This is a genomic window from Ottowia beijingensis, from assembly GCF_013423955.1.
Classification (GTDB): domain Bacteria; phylum Pseudomonadota; class Gammaproteobacteria; order Burkholderiales; family Burkholderiaceae_C; genus Ottowia; species Ottowia beijingensis.
Map to the genome: position 1 here is coordinate 806,157 of NZ_JACCKX010000001.1, position 19,213 is coordinate 825,369.

Genomic DNA, 19,213 nt, shown 5'->3' on the forward strand with positions numbered 1-19,213 from the left:
GCCCCTTTCATCCTTTGCTGTTTGTCTCTATGGGATGCCCCGGCATGTGGCGAGCAGCAGTGGCGCGGATCGGGTGAAGCTGCAACTTGTCCAAATTGAGCAGGTACTGGTTGAAGAACGGCAGGCCAATCTTGCGCGCGAGAAAGGAATCTGGATTGGTGCCGCGCTGCCGCCTGGTGGTCAGCTCAGCAAGGACGGCGTGCTTGGTCAATTCGATTTCGCAGCCTCGACGGCGCAGAACAGTGAACGGGAAGATGACCTTACCGCAAGCGGACTGCATGTAGTCGCCGCGCAGCAGGTCTGTAACGGACCTGATGAAAGAAGAGAAAGGTGTGGGCTCGAAGACCATGTGACTAAGTGTATCGGGGCGTGCCGCGCCCTCCCTGTCTTCACGCCCTCAGGCGGGCGAAGGCAGGCACCACCAAGTCTGCCGGAACGGCATGTTCCCGCCTGGACAATCGCTCTCGATCAAGACACGCTCGTAGCCTGTCAGCAGAACACCGCCCCGGTCGATCTGCAACAGCCGAACCTGCACCAGCCCCGGCAGTGGTCGAGTGCCATCGGGCAACTCAAAGCTGGCGAGCAGTTCGGCACGCCGGTTGCGGTCAGCCACGTGGCTCCACACCGTCAGGCGTCCGACCAGTGCACCGGCGCGCACCGCGTCGGCAGCTACCTTCTGCCCATGGTGACGCAGGCGATACACACGCCACAAGCCGCCCAAGTCGGAATCTGCAGGAGTTTCGGCCAACCCGGCATCGCCGGCCCGTACCCGGTCAGCTTGGACATTGCGATTTCCCAGACCATCAAAGAACGCTTGCGACAGGGTGGGGTTTGGCATGGTGCTTCTTGACGGCCTCCGGTGTACTGTGCAAATATACAGTATCTCTTGAAGGAGTCCGATCATGGACACGTCCCCGAACACTTCTCAATTGACCGCCCTGGAAGGGATCGTGCGTCGCCTGGTGCAGCAGCACATGATCGCCAACCCGGCCCACGGTGGCCCGGGTCACCTGGATGTGCCTGAGTTGCGCCAACTGATCTTCGACGCCCGTGCCTTGTTCAGCGCGGAGGAGCTGGAAGAGATGGAATTCGCGGCAATGGAATACAACGAGGACGGGGTTCACAGCGCGCCGCGCGCCGTTCTCAGGCCACCGCCGCTGCGTCGAAAGCCTCAGCCTCGGTCAGCCTGAGCAGTTCCTGGGCCTCGGCCATGGTGCCGGCCAGCCATTGATCGACGTCACTGGATTCGATGGGAATCACGCTGCGCTTGTCTTGGCTGTCCGGCGGCAGCTTCGGGTCGGGCTTGTGCATGCGGCTCATCAGCGGGTGGTGGTCAGCGTTGAGGGTGAGCATGGTGTAGCTCTCGTGCACCTCACCGGTGGCTCGGTCGGTCCAGGTGTTCCACAGGCCGGCCAGACCCCAGGGCGCGCCATCGGCACGGCGAAAACGCCACCAAACGTTCCTTCCAGTCTCCCAGCAGGGTTCATCGAAGCTGTCTGCCGGGATGATGCAGCGCTGGCCTTTGGCCCAGGGGGTGCGGTAGGTAGGCTTGGCGGCCAGTTCCTCGGACCGGGCGTTGTTGGTGCTGTAGGGCAGCTTGGCCGACTTGGCGAAGTGCGGGATCAGGCCCCACTGGCCGGCGACCAGTTCGCGTGAGTAGGCGGCATCGTGCACGGCGCGCCGGATGAAGACACCCCGGCCGCGAGGGAACACGACTTCATCCCACCAGCGCACCGGGTTGCGCCCGCCTATGTGCCAGGCACGCTCGATCTCGGCTTCATCGGGGGTGACGTAGCGGTTGCACATGGGGGCATTGTGCGGCGTCAGATTAGACGCGCCGCGGCTCAAGGCACGCAGAACCTCGACCAATGCAACGACAGCACACCAATCGAACCGCGCCTGGGTCCGAACCCAATCTCAAGCGTTGAAGGCCCTCAGTTGCACCGAACGGTCTCGCCACCCCAATTTCGTGCCAGCAACTGAGGTTGACATTGCTGACTGCGCACCTCGATCTCGCCCCATGCGGCTCGATAGCGACAGGCCTTCAACTCAGGCAAGACAGATTCCGCGACTGCGGACTGGCCAACGAGACAGGCGGTCACCTTCTCCGGCGCCTGTGCGCGCCGCCACACCTTGAGCTGCTCAAGCTGCGGCTCACAGTCGTACAACTGGGACGGAACAAACCATGAGTCGTTGTCCCCAACGAAAGCAGTCTGGCTTGCCGTTGCCGCGTGTTCCGCTGGGTGGGCTCGTGTGCCTGGCTTGGTCTTGCTGAACTGCCGGACATAGCAGCCGCACCAGGCGTCTGCGGAGCCATCGCCTCCTTGGCGCCGGCAGTTCTCGAAAATGGCCCGATACCGACCTTGCTCGCGGTCCCCGTCGGCCCAAGCAAGAGGTGAACGCATCTCGGGCGGCATCATGAGCCATTTCCCCAGGTTGGCGGTAAATCGCCTGGTTTCATTGCTGGTGCAGGCATGGCGTTTGACCAACAGGGAAGCGTCTTGCACTGCGTCTCGTGATTCCGGCAAGGTCATCAGGTCTTCTTTGCCTCTTTCACAGCGTTGTCGCTCTTCGTGGGAGTCCTTCGCATCGCAGTTCTCCATCATTACCATCCCTACAACGATGCTCGCAACGATCGATTGCGCCTCTTCGCGCGTGACTTGACCCCGTGCGGCTCGCGCCATGACCTCCTGTTGCCGGCGCACCAGTTGCTGAGTCATTTGCAGCTGGATCGCTTCGACCCCGAGTGCGGGACACATTTCGCCGAGCTGTCCAAGTGCCTGGTGAAAGTAGGTGCCGTCCCCGCGAATCGGGGGTACTTGGCTGAAGTTGCCTGCATGAATGGCCGCCATGGCCGCAGGCTGGCGGTAGCCATTGCTGGGCAACGAGGTGCTGACGGTTTCCGGCGCCGAACTCAAGATTCGGGAGGTCATCATGCCTTCCATGTGCGAGGCTTTTTCGAGGCACGTGTAGATGGCGAATTGTTCCGAGCGGTTTTCGTTGTTCTGAACCCATTGCGAGCGGCAGCGCTCGACAGCCGCACTGGAAACCAAACCCAACTGAAGCGCTTGCTCGACCAATGTACGGGGGCAGTAATCGCGATCACGCGGCTGTCCGGGTGTGCTTTCCTGCGCACAACGGCCGTAGTTGGCAGCACTCCAGTAGCTGAAGCTTCTTAGCCTTGGTGCCTGGGTCGCACCGCGGCACATCGGATGATCCGCATCCAGCGAACACATCCTGGCCGCCTGATCGGCACTGGCTCTTGGCGTCGCGTTGGTGGAGCGGGAGGCTGAGTCAGCCGACGGGGATTCGGTGCGCCCGACTGCGTGGCAGGCCGCGCCATCGATGAGGGTCGCGCCATCGATCCTGTCGAGCTGGTACCGGCGCCCCTGTCCGGCGGCAATGCGCCACACATGCGCTCATACTGTCTGCGCGCACTTGCGATCAGCGGTAGGTCGACGGAACGCTGTTCCAATCTTGCCAGGTTCTGACTCATGCGCTCGCATTGAGGTGAGCCCGATGCTGCCGCGTTGTGCGCCACGACAAGGAGGGACATGATCCCGAATGGCACTGATCGCCAGAGCAACCTTCTCACGGCAACCCACATGAAGTCGACCGTGGCATTCATGCCCGCTTGACGGACGCCATACGCAGCGAATCCCATGAGTCACATCCTCTCGATGAGAGTTTGAGTTCTGGTTTCTCGACGCCCATGCAGATGACCACATGGCGCGGCAAACGTGGATGCGAAGCAGAATGTAACGAACAAATTGTTCTTGTCAATTGTCGTTATTGGCTCCGCTCATCGGGACGTGCCACCGTAGGTGGAAGGTGCGACAGGTGTGTGAAGAAGATGTTGCTGGCACCTGCGAATCATGGCCAGGCAAGCCGTCTACCTGCCGCGCGGCCGGCAGACTTCACCTCGCGGAGACTCGGTCAAGGTCCCCATCAATCCAGAATTTTTCAACCACATATTACCCAGTAAGCACTTGACCCAGTGCTTGCCCCAGGCCCTCGCCAGCGCCCCTGAGCCCCCGCGGCTTTCTTCCTCCCCGACACCAACGCCCGGCCAGCCCCGCTGCGCCGGGCGTTGTGCCGTCTGCTGGCGTGATGGCCTGTTCCCTCTCATCCCTTTCAAGGAGTTCCCATGTTGACCTGCCCCAACTGCCAATCCACCCGCGTGGTCGAACGCCACATCGGCCGCGACACCGGTGGCGCCCTCGGCACCATCGCCGGCTCTGCCACCGGTGTGGCCGCTGCCCTGCGCGGCGCCACCGCCGGCGCCGAAACCGGAGCCGCCGTCGGCCTGATCGCCGGCCCCGTCGGCTCCTCCCTGGGCGCCATCGCCGGCGCCTGCGTCGGCGGCCTCATCGGCGGCGCCATCGGCCGCGAAGTCGGCCTGGAGATCGGCCACGCCATCGACACCCATTGGCTCGAAAGCCACCAGTGTGTCGTCTGCGGCCACACCTTCACGCCCCGCCTGCAGGTCGCCTGATCGATGGCTGTTCTCTTCCCTGTCTTTTCTTGTCTTGGCCCTTCGGGGCCTTTTTTGTATCTGTTGAAGGAGTATTCCCATGTCCGTAGCCTTAGCCACCCTCACCCCCGCCGAAACCCCTGGCAAACCCTGGGCAGCGACCTGCCCCGAAGCAACCCCTCGAAGCCTGGGCACGCGCTGCCGGCATGGACTGGCAAATCCGCGAAACCCCGGTGCGCTTTCTCACCGAGCAGGCCGGCTCGCTCGGCGCCATCCAGAGCTTCGACGAGCAGAAGGTGCTCTACCGCAGCGACACCCAACTGCCGCTGTCGGTGGTGGGATCGCGCTACCAGGTGGTGCAGCCACGCGAAGTGCTGGAGTTCTACCGCGACCTCGTGGCCGTCTCCGGCTACGAGCTGGAAACCGCCGGCGTGCTCAAGGCCGGGCGCAAGTTCTGGGCGCTGGCGCGCACCGGCCAGGAAACCGTCCTCAAGGGACGCGATCTGGTCAAGGGCTACCTGCTGCTGGCCAGCTCCTGCGATGGCAGCCTGGCCACCACCGCCACCCCGACCACGGTGCGCGTGGTGTGCCAGAACACCCTTGGCATCGCCCTGAACGGCGCCACCGGCGCCGTCAAGGTGCCGCACTCGACCCGCTTCGACGCCCAGGCCGTCAAGCAGCAACTCGGCCTGGCCGTCTCCCAGTGGGACGGCTTCATGTACCGCATGAAGACCCTGGCCGAGCGCAAGGTCAAGAGCCACGAGGCGATGAACTACTTCCTGCAGGTGCTGTGCCACGCCGATGGCCCGGGCGAGCCCCGCATGAAGCTCAGCAACGAGCAGGCCCTGAAGAAGGTGCAGAGCCTGTACGACGGCCAGGGGCGGGGTGCGGAAGTCGGCGCTGCCCACGACACCGCCTGGGGCCTGCTGTGCGCCGTCACCGAGTTCGTCGACCACGAGCGGCGTGCCCGCAGCCCCGAGTACCGGCTCGACAGCGCCTGGTTCGGCCCCGGTGCCCAGCTCAAGCAGCGGGCGCTGGATCAGGCCTTGCAGCTGGTGGCCTGAAGCGGCCTGGTATCCACCAACCCATGGCCCCGGTAGCCCAAAGGCACCGGGGCTTTTTTGTTTCTGAAGGAGAGCGTCATGAATCCCTTGATTGAATCGACCGGGCAACCCTCTGCGGTGCCCAAGTCCCGCCCGGCCCTGCGCCTGGTCAAGACCCAGCAACTCAGCCGTGCCGACTGGCTGCAGGTGCGCCAGCAGGGTATCGGCAGCTCGGATGCCGCGGCCGCCGTGGGCCTGAGCCCGTACAAGTCACCGCTGCAGCTGTGGGCGGAGAAGACCGGACAGGCCCGGTTTCCCGAACCCGATCCCCAGGATGACCGCCACCCCATGTACTGGGGCACCTTGCTGGAGCCCATTGTGGCGGCGCACTACACCCGGCGTACCGGGTTGCGGGTGCGCCGCATCAACGCGGTGCTGCAACACCCCCAGCACCCCTGGATGCTGGCCAATGTGGACCGCGAGGTGATGGGTTCCCCGGAAGTGCAGTTGCTGGAGTGCAAGACGGCCGGACTCCACGGTGCCCGCCTGTGGCAGGACGGCGTGCCGGAGTATGTGCAGTTGCAGGTGATGCACCAGCTGGCGGTGACGGGCAAGGCGGCCTGCGATGTGGCAGTGCTGATCGGGGGCCAGGAGCTGCGCATTCACCGCATCGAACGCGATGAGACGGTGATCGGGCGGCTGATCGCGCTGGAAGCGGCGTTCTGGCGCTGTGTCGAGACCCGGCAGGCGCCGCCGGTGGATGGTTCGGAGTCGGCCGAAGCCGCCTTGTGGGCGCTGTACCCGCAGGACGATGGGCAGACGCTGGATTGGACGCAGGACACGGAGATGGGGGCACGTTCTCCGATCTGCAGGCGATCCGCCAGCGAATCCAGGCCGCTGAGCTGGAGGAAGCCCGCTTGCGCCAGCGCATCGAGGAACGGATGGGCGAGGCGTCGAAGGCGGTGTTCGAGACCGGTGAGGTCAGCTGGCGCCGCAGCAAGGACAGCGTGGTGCTGGATACCAGGCGGCTGTTGCAGGAGCAGCCGGACTTGAAGGAGCGCTACGGCCAGGTCAGGCCGGGCAGCCGGCGTTTCCTGATGAGCGCGTCCAACGAATGAAGGAGAAACCGTTATGTTGAAAGGCTTGGCCATTACCCCGCCCGTGATCGGGCGGATTTCGATTGGGCGCGTGGTGGAGAGAAACGGCAAGCGCCTGCCGGAGAAGGACGATGAGTTCACGCTGACCAGCCAGGTGCAGGGCCTGGAAGGCTGGGTGCGGCATCCGCTGGATGCGGCCTTGCGCAAGGACGCCACCGCGAAGCTGCGCAGTATTCCGGTGCGGCTGGTGTTCGGAGCGCCGGAGTTGAATCTGCGAGCCAGTTTCACCCTGTTCGATCGCAGCAGCGGGCGGCCCTGGTGTGTCGGAGACGGGGAGCGCTGCAAGCGGGTGACGGAGCAGGGGATCGAGAGCTTGCCGTGTCCGACGCCGGTGGCCTGTCCCCTCGGGCAGGACGGGCGCTGCAAGCCGTATGGGCGGCTGCATGTGCGGGTCATCACGCCCGAGGCGGAAACGGGGGCTGGAGAAGACGATGGGCTGGGGAGCTTTGTGTTCCGCACCACGGGTTTCAACAGCATCCGCACGCTGGCGGCGCGGCTGGCTTACTTCAAGGCGGTGTCGGGGGATGCTGGCGTCCTTGCCCTTGATGCTGAGGCTCAGGGGCAAGTCGACGACGCTGTCGCACCGCACGCCGATCTACTACGTGGATCTGACGACGCCACCGGGCACCAGTCTGGAGCAGGCGATCGCGCAGGCAGCGGAAGTGGAGGAGCGGCGCCAGCAGCTGGGCTTCGATCAGTGGGCGCTGGATGAGGCGGCGCGCGAGGGCTATGCGGCCGGAGCGTTCGAGGAGTCAGAGGAAGAGGGGTGGCTGTGGTGGAGGAGTTCTATCCGGACGAGTCCTCGCAGGACCTGCCGGCACCTCAGGCGAGCCAGGGCATCAAGGCCAAGCTGGAGCGCCGGGTGCAGCAGGTGCAGCGGTCGGGCGATGGCGCCTCATGAAGCTGGTCGTCGGCGGGTCATCAAGACCCGTCGGCGGCGCCGCAGCAGGTGCCTGATGTAGCGCAGCCGTCTGCGCCACCAACCGAGCTGTTCGCGACGACAGGCCTGGGGGCTGGCGTTTGGATGATCCTGATCGGGCAGCCCGGTGGATTTCGAGCAGGTCGGAGATGGTCTGCACGCGCTGCAGAGTTTCCTGCTCCGGAGAGTACGTCAGGAAGTCGCGAAGACAGGCGAGCAGTTTCATGATTGCACCGCCTGATCGGAGGTTGAGGACGGGATTGCGGACGGTGCGAGGGCATCGTCCGCGGTCCTGGCCTTTGTTTTTGGGAGGCACGGGTGCGTCTGCAGCGGGAGCCGGTCTGGGGCAGTTGCGGATGCAGTGAACGTACGACAGCGGCTGCGTGAATTTGTTCGCGTAGTGGGCAACGAAGTGATTGCGATTAAAGCCGCCTGCGACGACCTGGATCTGATGGATGGGTCGGTTGGCAGCGTGGCGAGGGTGCAGCCTGAGCAGGTCTTGCAGGTCGGTCTGGTCGGCGGCGCTGATGGCCTGGCCGGGTTCGTAGCGGCGCAGCATGGCGCTGTAGTGCAGGCGTGCCTGGTTCTGGCTGGCGAACTCTCGATCTTCGAGTTTGACAGGAATGGCCGTTGGCATGGAAGCTCCTTTGCATTGGGATGGATCAACGAGTACGGGGAGCGCGTGGCTCCCCATAGGATTGGCTTCCGGTTTGCATTGGCATCGCGCGCACATGCTCACAGTCTGGTCGCCCAAGGGCCGCTGCCAAGCATCTCGGGGAATGGATAGGCTGCGCGCGTTGAAGCTGCTCGGGGACTTTGGGGACCGTTCCCATGCCATGGGTCTGAACTCCTGGCGAACGCTTCAGGGCAGCGAAGCGATCCGTCCACCGCAGATACACCGCCATGCGACGAAGGTGCTCTTCCACCGGCGTGTAGCGACGCTCGTCCTGACTGATGCCGCGGAAGCGAAACCGCAGGTCATTGGCCGCCAAATTGTTGTAGGCACAACCGTCGCCGCCCGTGACGTCATCACGCCAGGATCGGGCGACCTCGTGAGCCAGTGCGAAGGACTCGTTGCTGTCGATGTCGTCCTTGAGCAGCAACAGCAAGTGACCAACGTTGCCGCACCCCAACATGGCATCCTGGCTCCACGCATGGCCCAGCACGGCATCGCCGAACGTCGTCCTCACGTTCTCCACCAGCGAAGCGAGGTGACTGCTCACGATTTTCAGCGCAGGCACAGCATCCGCGGCACCGCTCGGCGCGCCGTTTCGATACGTGAAGTCCAGCGTGATGGGCAGCAACCTGGGATGCAGCTGAAGGATGGCCATCAGGTAGCCCTTCAGAGCCGTGTAGTTCTTCAAGGTCGCACGGACGTGCGCATTGACCTTCGACTGAAATCCTTTGCGCGCATGTCGTTGCCGCACGGCCTGTACGAACCCGTTCAAGGCGTCCACGCTTGCCAGCACGAGCGACTCATCGGTCCATGGTTGGACAGCGACGACGGTTGCCAGTCCTCGCCGGTCGGCCTCGTCCCAGAACATGTCAACCCGAGGGTCGAGGTCGTAGAGCACGAGCGACTGCCGCAAGTGATGGGCAGGCATCGCCAGCAGGCCCGCCACATCCCTGCCAAGCTCATCCGATCGGATCGCGATGCCACCCTGTGGAGTCCGAATGTGCCGAAACAACGGCTTCTGCGAGCGAGCGATCCGCTCAACGGCGTTGACGATGTCGACCAACCTGGGGACCCAGCCACTGTGCATGCCAGGCAGGTTGAGTACTGGATTACCGTGGTAAAAAAGTGGCAAAGCGCGCTCTGAAAGGGCGCAGATGATGTCCTCCGTCGAGGGGGCTTGGTTTGGGTTTTTACGTTCATGTCAAGAAATTTATTAGGTGAATTGATGGAGGAAAGCGAGCGTAGCTTTGGCCTGCAGGAGGCTCGCATCGCTTTGCTTTTGGATCTAGAACAATATGCCGAAAAGTATTTCGATATGAGTTTGGAGGAACTGGCACTGATAAAAACATTTGCGTTAGACAGGGGCGATCCGCAGGAGAGCAAGGTCCTGAGGAAGATCCAACTCCGAGAGGAGCCGAAGGACGCCTTTGTTGACCTGAGGCGAGATTTGAAAACGGCATACACGATCTTGCAGGAAGCCACACGACTCCTGGATGAGGACGAAAACGGCAGAGCGCTGCGCTGCCTCATTGACGCAGCGCAATTTGTTGGAAGAGTCGCTGCATATGAACGTATCGAAAACTTCGCATCCATCACCAAGAAGCGATCCGCAAAGAACCGCAGCAACGCGGTATCCAAGAAAAATAGTGAACTTAAGAGCTATATTGTTATTAAGATCGAGCGCCTTCCACTTGAGCAAAAGAAAAGTCTGTCCATGGCTTTGAAGCAGCTGGGTCCAGAAATCGAAAAATATGCATCCTCCATAGGCGTTGAACCTTCGTGGGGCGACGATAGCCTTGTGCGTGAGCGATTGAAGGACTGGCGCAAGCGGGATCCCGAATTTAAAGAAAGAATCGATGCTGCCCTGAGGAAAGAAATGCCATCGAATCTGCTGCCCAGCTGACTCATAGTGGATTACCCTGTAGCCCAAAAGATTTTCTCCGATGGGGGCCTGGTTTGTTCGTAGTGAGCCTGGGAATCACACTGGTGCCGAATGTCCGGTGCTTTTGATCAGAAGGAAGTTTCAATAGAACATAGTAGTCCGGCTTGCTCAGGTAATTGGCAATATGGCTAAGGCCTTTCCAGTGCCGCGATTCATGATATTGAAGCATCCCGACAGCCGGAAACTTGTAGTACCCACGATTTGCATTGCAGTTGCGAAAAATTCCCAGGCCGTTGGGAGCGTAGTCGGCCCAGATTTTTCCGATTTGGTTTCCTATGCTGATGTCCTGCCGATGGACGGAACCATTCAGCAGGAACACGCAGTGGTAATGGAAGCCTTTTCTTGCTCCATACTCTAGTTTCCAGATATACCCCAGCAAACCGGATCCGAATACGTCACGAATGCGGCGCAATGATTTTTCGCGCGCTGTATCAATTTCATCAAAGCCAAGTTGCTGGAGTAGATTTTTGAGCCGTTGGTCTTCGGCCTGTACTTGAGCGCCGGCGTGAGGGGCGTTGGGATTGACCGTCGCCTGTGGCCAAGGCGTCCTCGGTTCCTTGGAGTTGTAGAGCTCGTGGCGCTTGAGGCCGAAGTCAATGCGGACGACCATGACCTTGGAATGCCTGGCGAGGGTGGCCTTGAAGAGTTTAAAGAAGCGCCACCGGGCTCGGGAGGTGCGTCTGGCCCAATTCTTCTCAGCAGCACGGAAGGACGGCTGCGCCATGGCGATTTTCAGTTCGGCAACAATTTTATTCAAGCTGTCAATCCAATCCCGCATGTTGGCCGTAAAACGCGCATTTGGATGTAGGCGCAGCTCGTAAATCGCCGCATGACGCGTGTGCGCTAAAAAGCCTTCACCCAGGGGTTAAGCTCGTGGAGCGGGAAGGCCTCGACAATAGGCAGCATCGGTCGGCCGCACAGGCGGATGAAACTCTCCCCGAGCGGGTGCTGGTAGTAGTGGCGCCTGCCCCGTGTGTCAAGATCTATCCTAAAAAGTTCTTCATCGGTGTTCTTCAATGCTTTCATAAATGAAACGATTCTGTAAATAAGCTGTACAGCGTCTTGGTCTGCCGTGGTTTCAAGCTCGTCTGGATCTGACCTTTCAAAATTCAGGTTGGCAAGCCTCAATGCGACCGAATCGGTGACTCCGGCATCGCCCTTCTTCCGAGGGCGACTTTGAAATCGCCTGTTTTCGACGATGGGCATGCTGCGTGTTGAGGGGTTTGGGTGTAGCGCCTCTTGATGTGCATTAATCAAATTTTGATCCTTTGTGTGTAGTTGTTGATACTTAAAATCTTCGACCTTTCATCCAAGCTAGTTGCAGTTCAGAACGTAACGGGCAAGTACATCCTTTCAACTATCCTTTCAATAACATAAGAACCGAGTTTGCAGGGCGTCCCCGCCCCTAAAACCAGAGGACAGCTTCGGCCTAAAGGCTGAATATTCGGCATCCTCTATCGCGTCGACTTGTGCCCCTCCATGTTTCTTGCAATCCAGGCTTCTAGGTCGCAACTGCGAAACCCAATTGAGCGTACGCTGAGGTACACTTTTGCTGGAAATTCATCCTTGTAGTAGGGGCTATGCTGGTTCAGCCAATTGGCCAAAGTCGATCGCGAAATACCCAGCAGGCCTGGAACGTCTCGTTGACGGACGATTCGAGTTGAGGTCATTTGAATGCGTGCTTTGCGAGCGATGTGTTGAACACGACGCCACTGTCTCAAATCGCCAAAATTTCGAAAAGGCGCGAGCATAATTAAGGGCGATCGAGAAGTTCGCTCGCCCCTTGTCTCTGGTGAGAATTCGTGGTAGCCTGCGTATTCCACGCGATGGCGGACACGATTCCATGCTGATGGCGGACAGTGTTCCAGCGTGATGGCGGACAGTGTTCCACGCTGAAGGCGGACAGCATTCCAAACTGATGGCGGACACCTGCGGGGTGTTCTGAGTGACCCGAACGCGGCATACGCTGCCCGGTTTTTTGACCGGAACCAGCGATGCCCACACCCAGGGTCACCATGAGCAAACTACGACACACACTGCAACTGCTGCACCGCGGGGCCTTGAGCACCCGTCAAATCGGTGCCGCCCTCGGCATCTCCAAATCCACTGTCAGCGAGATAGCCAGCTACGCGCGCGTGGCCGGCGTGGACTGGGCACTGGCCCAGAGCCTGAACGACGACGAACTCCAGGCCCGGCTCTACAAGCCACCCGTGGCGCGCGAGTCCCGGCACCTTGAACCCGACCACGCCCACATCCACCGCGAACTGCGCCGACCTGGCGTGACGCTGCAGTTGCTTTGGGAGGAATACCAGCAACAGCACAGCGGGCAGGCGTACAAATACAGCGCCTTCTGCGAGAAGTACAAGGCCTGGGCCCGGCGCCTGCAGCGCTCCATGCGCCAGACCCACACGGGCGGTGACAAGCTCTTTGTGGACTACGCCGGCCAGACCGTTCCCGTGGTGGATGCCGACACTGGCGAGATACGCCAGGCCCAGGTCTTCGTGGCCGTGCTGGGCGCATCGAACTACACCTACGCCTGCGCCACCGCCAGCCAGAAGGCCACCGACTGGGTGGCCAGCATCATTAGCGCGCTGGAGTTCATCGGCGGCGTGCCCCGCCTGCTGGTGCCTGACCAGCCGCGCGCCCTCATGGCCCGACCCGACCGTTACGAGCCCACCGCGCACCGCCTGCTCGAAGAGCTCTGTGCGCACTACAGCCTGGCCGTGATGCCCGCGCGCCCGGCCAAGCCACGCGACAAACCCAAGGTGGAGGTCGCTGTGCAGGTGGTCGAGCGCTGGATTCTGGCCAGGCTGCGCCACCAGACCTTCTTCAGCCTGGCCGAGCTCAACCGGGCGATTGCCGCCTTGCTGGTGGACTTGAACCAGCGCGCGTTCAAGAAGCTGCCGGGCAACCGCACCAGCGCCTTCGCCGAACTCGACCGGCCAGCCCTGCGCCCCCTGCCGCCGGTGCGCATGCCCATCGCGCGCTTCAAACCCGCCCGCGTCAACATCGATTACCACGTTGAGCTCGATGGCCACTACTACTCGGTGCCCCACGCCCTGGTGGGTGAGCCGGTGGAGTTGCGCATCACGGCCGGCACGCTCGAAGTCCTGCACGGCAGCAAACGCGTGGCCGCCCACGCCCTCAATCCCCGACGGGGTGCACACACCACCACGCCCGAGCACATGCCGGCCTCGCACCGGGCGCACCTGCAGTGGACGCCGGCCAAGCTCATCGCCTGGGGTGAGCGCGTGGGCGCGGCCACCGCCGCCGTGGTGCGCTGGCAGATGGAGCACCGCCAGCATCCCGAGCAGGGTTACCGCTCCTGTCTGGGCCTCATGCGCCTGGGCCGTGAGTACGGGGCTGACCGGCTGGAGGCCGCCTGTGCGCGGGCGCAGTCGATTCGCTCACCGTCCTACAAGAGCATCGCCTCCATCCTGGGCTGCGGCCTGGACCAGCGGCCGCTGGATGCGCCGATGGCCGCACAGGCGAGCCTGCCGCTGCACGAGAACGTGCGCGGGCCGGGCTACTACCACTGAACTCCAACGTGCAAGCAAACCTAACAAGGAAGAACCATGCTCAACGAACAGACCTTGAACCAACTGCGCGCCCTGCGCCTGGACGGCATGGTGGCCGCCCTCAGCGACGCGGCCACCCACATCACGGCCAGCGAGCTGCCCTTTGAACAACGCCTGGCGCTGCTGGTGCAGCGCGAGGTGGACTGGCGTGACAGCAAGCGCCTGGAGCGCCTGTTGAAGGCGGCCCGCCTGAAGGTCTCCAGTGCCTGCCTGGAGGACATCGACTGGCGCGCCAGCCGGGGCCTGAGCCGAGAGGTCATCACCAGCCTGGCCGGCGGGGACTGGCTGCGCCATGGCCACAACGTGCTGCTCACCGGCGCCACCGGGTGCGGCAAGACGTGGCTCGCCTGCGCACTGGGGCAGCAGGCCGCGCGCCTGGGCTTCTCGGTGCTCTACACCCGCGCGCCACGGCTGCTGCAGGAGCTGCACGTGGCCCACGGCGATGGCAGCCTGGGCAAACGGCTGGCGCAACTGGCGCGGCTGGACCTGCTCATCCTGGACGACTTCGGCATCGCGCCGATTGCCGCGCACGAGCGAAACGACCTGCTGGAATTGCTGGACGACCGGGTGGGCACGCGCTCGACGCTCATCACCAGCCAGTTGCCGGTGACGGCCTGGCACGCCTGGCTGGACGAGCCCACGCTGGCCGACGCCATCCTGGACCGCATCGTGCACGGCTCGCACAAGATAGCCCTCAAGGGCGAGTCGATGCGCAAGCTCACCAAGGCCGTCTGAGCCGGCCGCGCCGACCGCCATTCCACGCTGATGGCGGACACTTCGGCTACGATTTGAGCGTCACTCAGGACACCCGCGCAACGTGTCCGCCATCGCCTGGAACGCTGTCCGCGATGGGAATGGAATCACTGTCCGCCATCAGTGGAATGCGCAGTAGCCGGTTTGGGCGAGCCGAAAGTGCTCTACCAAGTGCGGCGTGATGTCTCGCCAGCACTGCCCATTCAGGGCAGCGTCAGACACGAGAGCCACGTCGAGTTAGTGGTATCCGGCTCTCAGAGAATCGCGCAAGACGCGCCCTGGGAGCGGATGGCCAAGGTCGGCCCGGCCCGGAGGGCTCGTCGCGGGCGCTTCAACCGGGAGTGGAGGGGGTGGCTTGGTGCCTTCTGCGCTTTGAGCAGTCAGAAACCTGCTGCGGAGATCGGGGCGCCGGCCCTGGATGTTGTGCGTGGGCGACAAACGCGACCGGGACCGATCGGTCGGTTTGTCTCAAAAAGGACGCCAATCGGCACGCGTTCAGTACCAGGTCGCCCCCGGTCCGGAGTGTCGGGCTGCTGCCGTTGGTCTCCCAACTTGTGGTCAGCACGTCTTGCTGGCTTGCCGGCATCCGCCTTTTGAGTGGGTGGTGCCAGCGACCGCCGTTGTTGCGGCTCAGCTGCCCGTGATTGGTGGGTGGAGTCCCGCCACCACACCGGTCAGGCTGCACCAGGATATCGGGGCTTCTCAGGCAATCGCACGCAATGGGATCACGTCTGCGCCAGCAGCGAGTTTGTCGAGGTAGTCGGCCCAGCGCTGCATCATCTCTGTGCGCTGTTTCAAGTACGTGGTGCGGTTGTAGGCGCGTCCATTCGCATCCTTGACCGCATGTGCAAGCTGTGCCTCGATCACCAGCGGGTCGCATTCCAGTCGCTCGGCCAACATCGTCCGAGCCGTTGCCCTGAAGCCGTGCCAAGTCTGCACTTCTGACGTGTAACCCATGGCTATCAAGGCTGTACGCACAGAGTTTTCGCTGATCGGGCGATCATGGCTGCGCTCACCAGGGAAGACCTTGACGCCGTGCCCGGTGTAGCCATGAAGCCCCTCAGAATCTCCACGGCCTGACTTGGCAAAGGTACCAAGTGCGGATCGCCGTGTTCCTTTCCGTCCTTGCTGCGCTTCATCCTCGCCGAAGGGATCGTCCATAGCCCCGCATCCAGGTCAATCTCCGACCATTCAGCCGCACGCAGTTCGCCGGGCCGCTGGAAAAGAATCGGGGCCAGTTGCAGAGCGGCGCGCACGATAGGGCCGCCCTTATATGCCCTGATTGCGCGGATCAATTCACCCAACTTCACTGGGTCGGTAATGGCTGCAAAGTGTTTGCCACGGTACCGCGACAGCGCGCCCTTCAGGTCGGCTGTGATGTCTCTCTCCGCCCGTCCCGTTGCCACCGCGTATCTCCACACTTGCCGGGCGAGCATCAGGCCACGGTCAGCAGTTTCCACAGCCCCGCGCGCCTCAACCTTGCGCAAGGCCGCCAACAACTCCATGGGCGTAAGTTCCACCATCCTGCGTTCCCCAACCAGGGGAACAAGTCACGCTCCAACTGCCGCTTAGAGCGCACGGCGTGGGCCTCACTCCAATGTGGTTCCTGCTTCTCATACCACTCCAGCGCCACCACCTTGAAGGTATCGCCGGCCGGATTTGCGGCAACTAGCTTTTTGACTTTGCGAGCTTGCACCGGATCAACGCCGTCCGCCTTCTGCAGTTTCGCGACATCGCGCGCGCGCCGCGCCGCCGTCAACCCCACTGCAGGGTAGCTGCCCAGTGCCAGTCGCTTCTCCTTGCCTCCAATCCGGTACTTGAGAAACCAGCGTTTGGAGCCCTTCGGTGTCACTTCGAGATACAGGCCTCCAGCGTCAGCAAGCCGAGTTCGAGACTTCTCGGCAGGGCAGCTTGCCGTCTTGCATTGCACGTCAGTCAGCATGATGGGGAACTCCCTTTCCGTTCTTGTTCCCCCAACGGGGAAAAAATCACCTGTGTTCCCCCGATGTTCCCCTCTACCAACTGGATGTCAATGCGCTCCCTTGGACACCATTGGCACATAACCTATTGATTTACCAGGAAAAAGGCCGCCGGATGGACATCCTTGGCGGCCTTTGGATCAAAAATGGTGGAGCTGGCGGGATTTGAACCCGCGTCCGCAAATCTTCCACGCCCAGTTCTACATGTTTAGCGGTCTGTTTTGAGTCTCGCCACCTCGATCGCGCAGTCGCACGCTATCGAAGCAGCCAGTGCCCTTGAATCTCGTTCACGCCCAAGGCACCCGGACGTGAACCAGCCGATGTGGATTCCCTCGCAGCCGGGAGGTCTTGCGACCCCCTTGCCCAGCCCATCGGCCTGCTGTTGCGAGGCTCACCGGTGTTTAGGCGGCGAGTGCGAAACGTTCGTCGTTTGCAGTTAGTTTTTTCAGCGGTTTTACGAGGTGACTGAACCTCGACATGCCCTGAGGCGATTCCAACCCACGTCGAAACCAATGCAGCCCCTGTACCGGCTATTTTAGGCTGTATCGAACAAATTCAAGAGCTGGATGGGCGAATCGATGATGGCGTCCGCCAACCAGCGTGAAACATCGGCGCCGGCGCCAAGGTAGCCGTAACGTGCCGCCACGGTGGCCACGCCCGCGGCGCGCCCGGCCTGCATGTCGCGCTCGTCGTCGCCCACGTACACGCAATGCGCTGGTGACACGTTCATCTGTCGCATGGCCTCCTGCACCGGCGCGGGATGCGGCTTGATGTGCGGTGTGGTATCGCCGCAGACGATGGTGCCGGCGGCGCTGAACAGCGACATGGTTGCCGTGAGCGGAACAGTGAAGCGCCTCGACTTGTTGGTGACCACACCCCAGGCGATGCGTTGGCGCGTCAGCGTGAGCAGGAGTTGGTCGACCCCCTCGAACGGGCGGGTGAGGCGCGTCATGCGCTGCTCGTAGCGGTCGAAGAACTCTTCCTTCAAGGCGCCAAATTCGGCGTGCTCGGGGTGACGCCGAACGCCGTGCCCAGCATGCCCCGGGCGCCGGCGCCCGCGTGGGCCCGGTACGCTTCGATGGGCAGCGACGGCAAACCACGCGCGACGCGCATCTCGTCGGCGGCCAGGCCCAGGTCGGCAGCGCTGTCGATGAGGGTGCCGTCGAGGTCGAACAGCACGCAGCGGATGTGACCGAACATCTGCGCACTCAGCCAGCGGCCGGCGGCTTGCGTGCTGCCAGCATGAAGTTGACGCTGGTATCGCGCGACAGCCGATAGCGGCGCGTGATGGGGTTGTATTCGAGACCACAGCTGTGCTGCAGGTCAAGCCCCGCCGCACGGCAGAACTGGCCCAGTTCGCTGGGGCGCAGCAGGCGCGCGTATTCGTGCGTGCCGCGTGGCACCAGGTTCAGCAAGTACTCGGCACCGACGATCGCGAGCAGAAAAGACTTGGGGTTGCGGTTGATGGTCGAGAAGAACACCCAGCCACCGGGTTTGACCAGTTGCGCGCAGGCGCGGACGATGGAGGCCGGGTCGGGCACGTGCTCCAGCATCTCCATGCAGGTGACGACGTCGAACTGGCCAGGCAATTCATCCGCCAGCGCTTCTGCCGAGATCTGTCGGTAGGCGATGTGGGGCGTGCCGGCCTCCAGCGCATGCAGTTGCGCAACCTTGAGGGATTTTTCCGCCAGATCGATGCCCAGCACATCCGCGCCTTTGCGCGCCATCGCGTCGGCCAGAATGCCGCCGCCACAACCCACGTCCAACACACGATGCCCGTTCAGCGGTGCGATGCTGTCGATCCATTCGAGGCGCAGGGGTTGATGGCATGCAGGGGGCCGAACTCGCCCGCTTGGTCCCACCAGCGGTGCGCCAAGGACGAAAACTTGGCCAGTTCGGCATGGTCTACATTGGCTGTGTTCATGGCGGGCATTGTCCCATGCACGGGCCGCTGAACCAGAGCGGCTACTCAATCGCTCAGGCCATGGAACCGCGCAAACCTCGTGCGCTCTGCTGCCACTTCATCGTGCGTGATGCAGGCTTTTGGCGCATTCTCACCGCGTGACTTCCAGTAGCTGCGATACGCATGGCTTTGATAAGGGTCGGCGACGACGTAGCCGGCCTGCTCCGGGCAGCGCTGGGCGTCAGCGCAGTCACGCCATGTCGCACCGTAGATGACGCGCCCGTCCCGTGTCAGACCCGGGAACGCGCTGGCCAGCACCCGATGCTTGGCGTGCTCCAGCCTGAATGTCTGCCTGAGATCGCGGTCGTGCACATAAACATGGCCGAGATCGCTGTACGTCAGCCACGCGGAAGTGCCGGCGCGCGGGAAGCCAAACACGGCCTTGCTGGGCGACAGGCCCAGGTCTGCGCGCAGATCGCATGGGTGATCAAGCGCATCGGCGGCCGGCGCCAGCCCATAGACACGCATGGATGGCTGACCAGCACGCGGTGCTTGCGGAATGGCCGAGAACTCCGCGCCGTCAACCGACAGCATGGGCAGCGCATACACGTTGCCGTCGGCCGCGGCGCGATGGCCACAGATAAAGCGTGGGCCGACGGTATTGACGACCTTGGCAGTCGCCCCTGCATCCTGCACCTCGATGGCAGCCACTTGCAGAGGCCCGACGCCTTGCGCATCCGAATCGGCATTCTGGGGCCAGCTCAAAGATCGAATCTGCACGCGTTGGCC

15 protein-coding genes, 1 other RNA gene and 6 pseudogenes are annotated in these 19,213 nt (G+C 62.5%); 8 read left to right on the forward strand and 14 right to left on the reverse strand.

Going from position 1 to position 19,213, the window contains the following annotated elements; genetic code table 11:
- Positions 1-7 precede the first annotated feature (7 nt).
- A complete protein-coding gene (locus H0I39_RS04035) occupies positions 8-349 on the reverse strand; it encodes a type I restriction-modification system subunit M N-terminal domain-containing protein (protein ID WP_180549647.1) in 342 nt (113 codons plus the stop codon).
- A gap of 48 nt (positions 350-397) precedes the next feature.
- A complete protein-coding gene (locus H0I39_RS04040) occupies positions 398-838 on the reverse strand; it encodes a hypothetical protein (protein WP_180549648.1) in 441 nt (146 codons plus the stop codon).
- 64 nt (positions 839-902) lie between these two features.
- Here H0I39_RS04040 and H0I39_RS04045 point away from each other — a divergent pair, with 64 nt between their 5' ends.
- The gene (locus H0I39_RS04045; RefSeq protein WP_180549649.1) at positions 903-1,190 is read left to right on the forward strand and encodes a hypothetical protein; all 288 of its coding nucleotides are present in this window, start codon (positions 903-905) and stop codon (positions 1,188-1,190) included.
- On the opposite strand, the gene H0I39_RS04050 is transcribed toward H0I39_RS04045, so the two are convergent.
- Together H0I39_RS04050 and H0I39_RS04055 are read right to left on the reverse strand one after the other, a co-directional pair.
- Positions 1,144-1,806 carry an SOS response-associated peptidase gene (locus H0I39_RS04050; RefSeq protein ID WP_180549650.1) on the reverse strand — a complete coding sequence of 221 codons (663 nt, stop codon included), beginning with the start codon at positions 1,804-1,806 and terminating at the stop codon, positions 1,144-1,146. The two genes, H0I39_RS04045 and H0I39_RS04050, sit on opposite strands and share 47 nt — an antisense overlap.
- Before the next feature lie 128 nt (positions 1,807-1,934).
- The gene (locus tag H0I39_RS04055) at positions 1,935-3,413 is read right to left on the reverse strand and encodes a hypothetical protein (protein WP_180549651.1); all 1,479 of its coding nucleotides are present in this window, start codon (positions 3,411-3,413) and stop codon (positions 1,935-1,937) included.
- Positions 3,414-4,147: 734 nt separating this feature from the next.
- On the opposite strand from H0I39_RS04055, the gene H0I39_RS04060 reads away from it, so the two are divergent.
- The 4 genes and pseudogenes from H0I39_RS04060 to H0I39_RS04075 all read left to right on the forward strand — a co-directional run bounded on the left by H0I39_RS04060 (position 4,148) and on the right by H0I39_RS04075 (position 7,575).
- A complete protein-coding gene (locus tag H0I39_RS04060) occupies positions 4,148-4,495 on the forward strand; it encodes a hypothetical protein (protein ID WP_180549652.1) in 348 nt (115 codons plus the stop codon).
- Between the two features lie 63 nt (positions 4,496-4,558).
- Positions 4,559-5,538, forward strand: a pseudogene (locus H0I39_RS04065) (DUF932 domain-containing protein).
- A 78-nt stretch (positions 5,539-5,616) separates the two neighbouring features.
- Positions 5,617-6,635 (forward strand): annotated as a pseudogene (locus H0I39_RS04070) (YqaJ viral recombinase family nuclease).
- A gap of 13 nt (positions 6,636-6,648) precedes the next feature.
- Positions 6,649-7,575: pseudogene (locus H0I39_RS04075) on the forward strand (recombination directionality factor).
- Here H0I39_RS04075 and H0I39_RS04080 read toward each other — a convergent pair.
- Both H0I39_RS04080 and H0I39_RS04085 read right to left on the reverse strand, forming a co-directional pair.
- Positions 7,514-8,230, reverse strand: a complete 717-nt coding sequence (locus H0I39_RS04080; protein WP_180549653.1) for a hypothetical protein — start codon at positions 8,228-8,230, stop codon at positions 7,514-7,516. The pseudogene H0I39_RS04075 and the gene H0I39_RS04080 overlap by 62 nt on opposite strands.
- A gap of 25 nt (positions 8,231-8,255) precedes the next feature.
- Complete coding sequence (locus tag H0I39_RS04085) at positions 8,256-9,332, reverse strand: hypothetical protein (RefSeq protein WP_180549654.1); 1,077 nt, start codon at positions 9,330-9,332, stop codon at positions 8,256-8,258.
- Positions 9,333-9,494: 162 nt separating this feature from the next.
- Between H0I39_RS04085 and H0I39_RS04090 the strand changes: the two genes are divergently transcribed.
- Positions 9,495-10,172, forward strand: a complete 678-nt coding sequence (locus tag H0I39_RS04090) for a hypothetical protein (RefSeq protein ID WP_180549655.1) — start codon at positions 9,495-9,497, stop codon at positions 10,170-10,172.
- Position 10,173: 1 nt separating this feature from the next.
- Here the strand turns inward: H0I39_RS04090 and H0I39_RS04095 are convergent, their stop codons facing one another.
- The 3 genes from H0I39_RS04095 to H0I39_RS23910 all read right to left on the reverse strand — a co-directional run bounded on the left by H0I39_RS04095 (position 10,174) and on the right by H0I39_RS23910 (position 11,962).
- Complete coding sequence (locus H0I39_RS04095; RefSeq protein ID WP_180549656.1) at positions 10,174-10,968, reverse strand: YagK/YfjJ domain-containing protein; 795 nt, start codon at positions 10,966-10,968, stop codon at positions 10,174-10,176.
- Between the two features lie 86 nt (positions 10,969-11,054).
- Positions 11,055-11,417: a hypothetical protein gene (locus H0I39_RS04100; RefSeq protein WP_180549657.1), complete on the reverse strand. Its 363-nt coding sequence runs from the start codon at positions 11,415-11,417 to the stop codon at positions 11,055-11,057.
- 248 nt (positions 11,418-11,665) lie between these two features.
- Entirely contained in the window at positions 11,666-11,962 is a 297-nt protein-coding gene (locus H0I39_RS23910) for a helix-turn-helix transcriptional regulator (RefSeq protein WP_373368330.1), read from the reverse strand.
- A gap of 243 nt (positions 11,963-12,205) precedes the next feature.
- Between H0I39_RS23910 and istA the strand changes: the two genes are divergently transcribed.
- Together istA and istB are read left to right on the forward strand one after the other, a co-directional pair.
- Positions 12,206-13,750 carry an IS21 family transposase gene (gene istA, locus H0I39_RS04110; RefSeq protein WP_086250723.1) on the forward strand — a complete coding sequence of 515 codons (1,545 nt, stop codon included), beginning with the start codon at positions 12,206-12,208 and terminating at the stop codon, positions 13,748-13,750.
- Positions 13,751-13,786: 36 nt separating this feature from the next.
- Positions 13,787-14,524, forward strand: a complete 738-nt coding sequence (istB, locus tag H0I39_RS04115) for an IS21-like element helper ATPase IstB (RefSeq protein WP_011805003.1) — start codon at positions 13,787-13,789, stop codon at positions 14,522-14,524.
- A gap of 720 nt (positions 14,525-15,244) precedes the next feature.
- Here istB and H0I39_RS04120 read toward each other — a convergent pair.
- From H0I39_RS04120 to H0I39_RS04140, 5 genes and pseudogenes are all read right to left on the reverse strand, one after another.
- Positions 15,245-16,484, reverse strand: a pseudogene (locus tag H0I39_RS04120) (tyrosine-type recombinase/integrase).
- 184 nt (positions 16,485-16,668) lie between these two features.
- Positions 16,669-17,043, reverse strand: a transfer-messenger RNA (tmRNA) gene (gene ssrA / locus H0I39_RS04125).
- Positions 17,044-17,056: 13 nt separating this feature from the next.
- Positions 17,057-17,721 (reverse strand): annotated as a pseudogene (locus H0I39_RS04130) (HAD family hydrolase).
- An 8-nt stretch (positions 17,722-17,729) separates the two neighbouring features.
- Positions 17,730-18,445, reverse strand: a pseudogene (gene ubiG, locus H0I39_RS04135) (bifunctional 2-polyprenyl-6-hydroxyphenol methylase/3-demethylubiquinol 3-O-methyltransferase UbiG).
- Between the two features lie 45 nt (positions 18,446-18,490).
- Positions 18,491-19,189, reverse strand: a complete 699-nt coding sequence (locus H0I39_RS04140; protein ID WP_180549659.1) for a hypothetical protein — start codon at positions 19,187-19,189, stop codon at positions 18,491-18,493.
- Between the last annotated feature and the right edge of the window lie 24 nt (positions 19,190-19,213).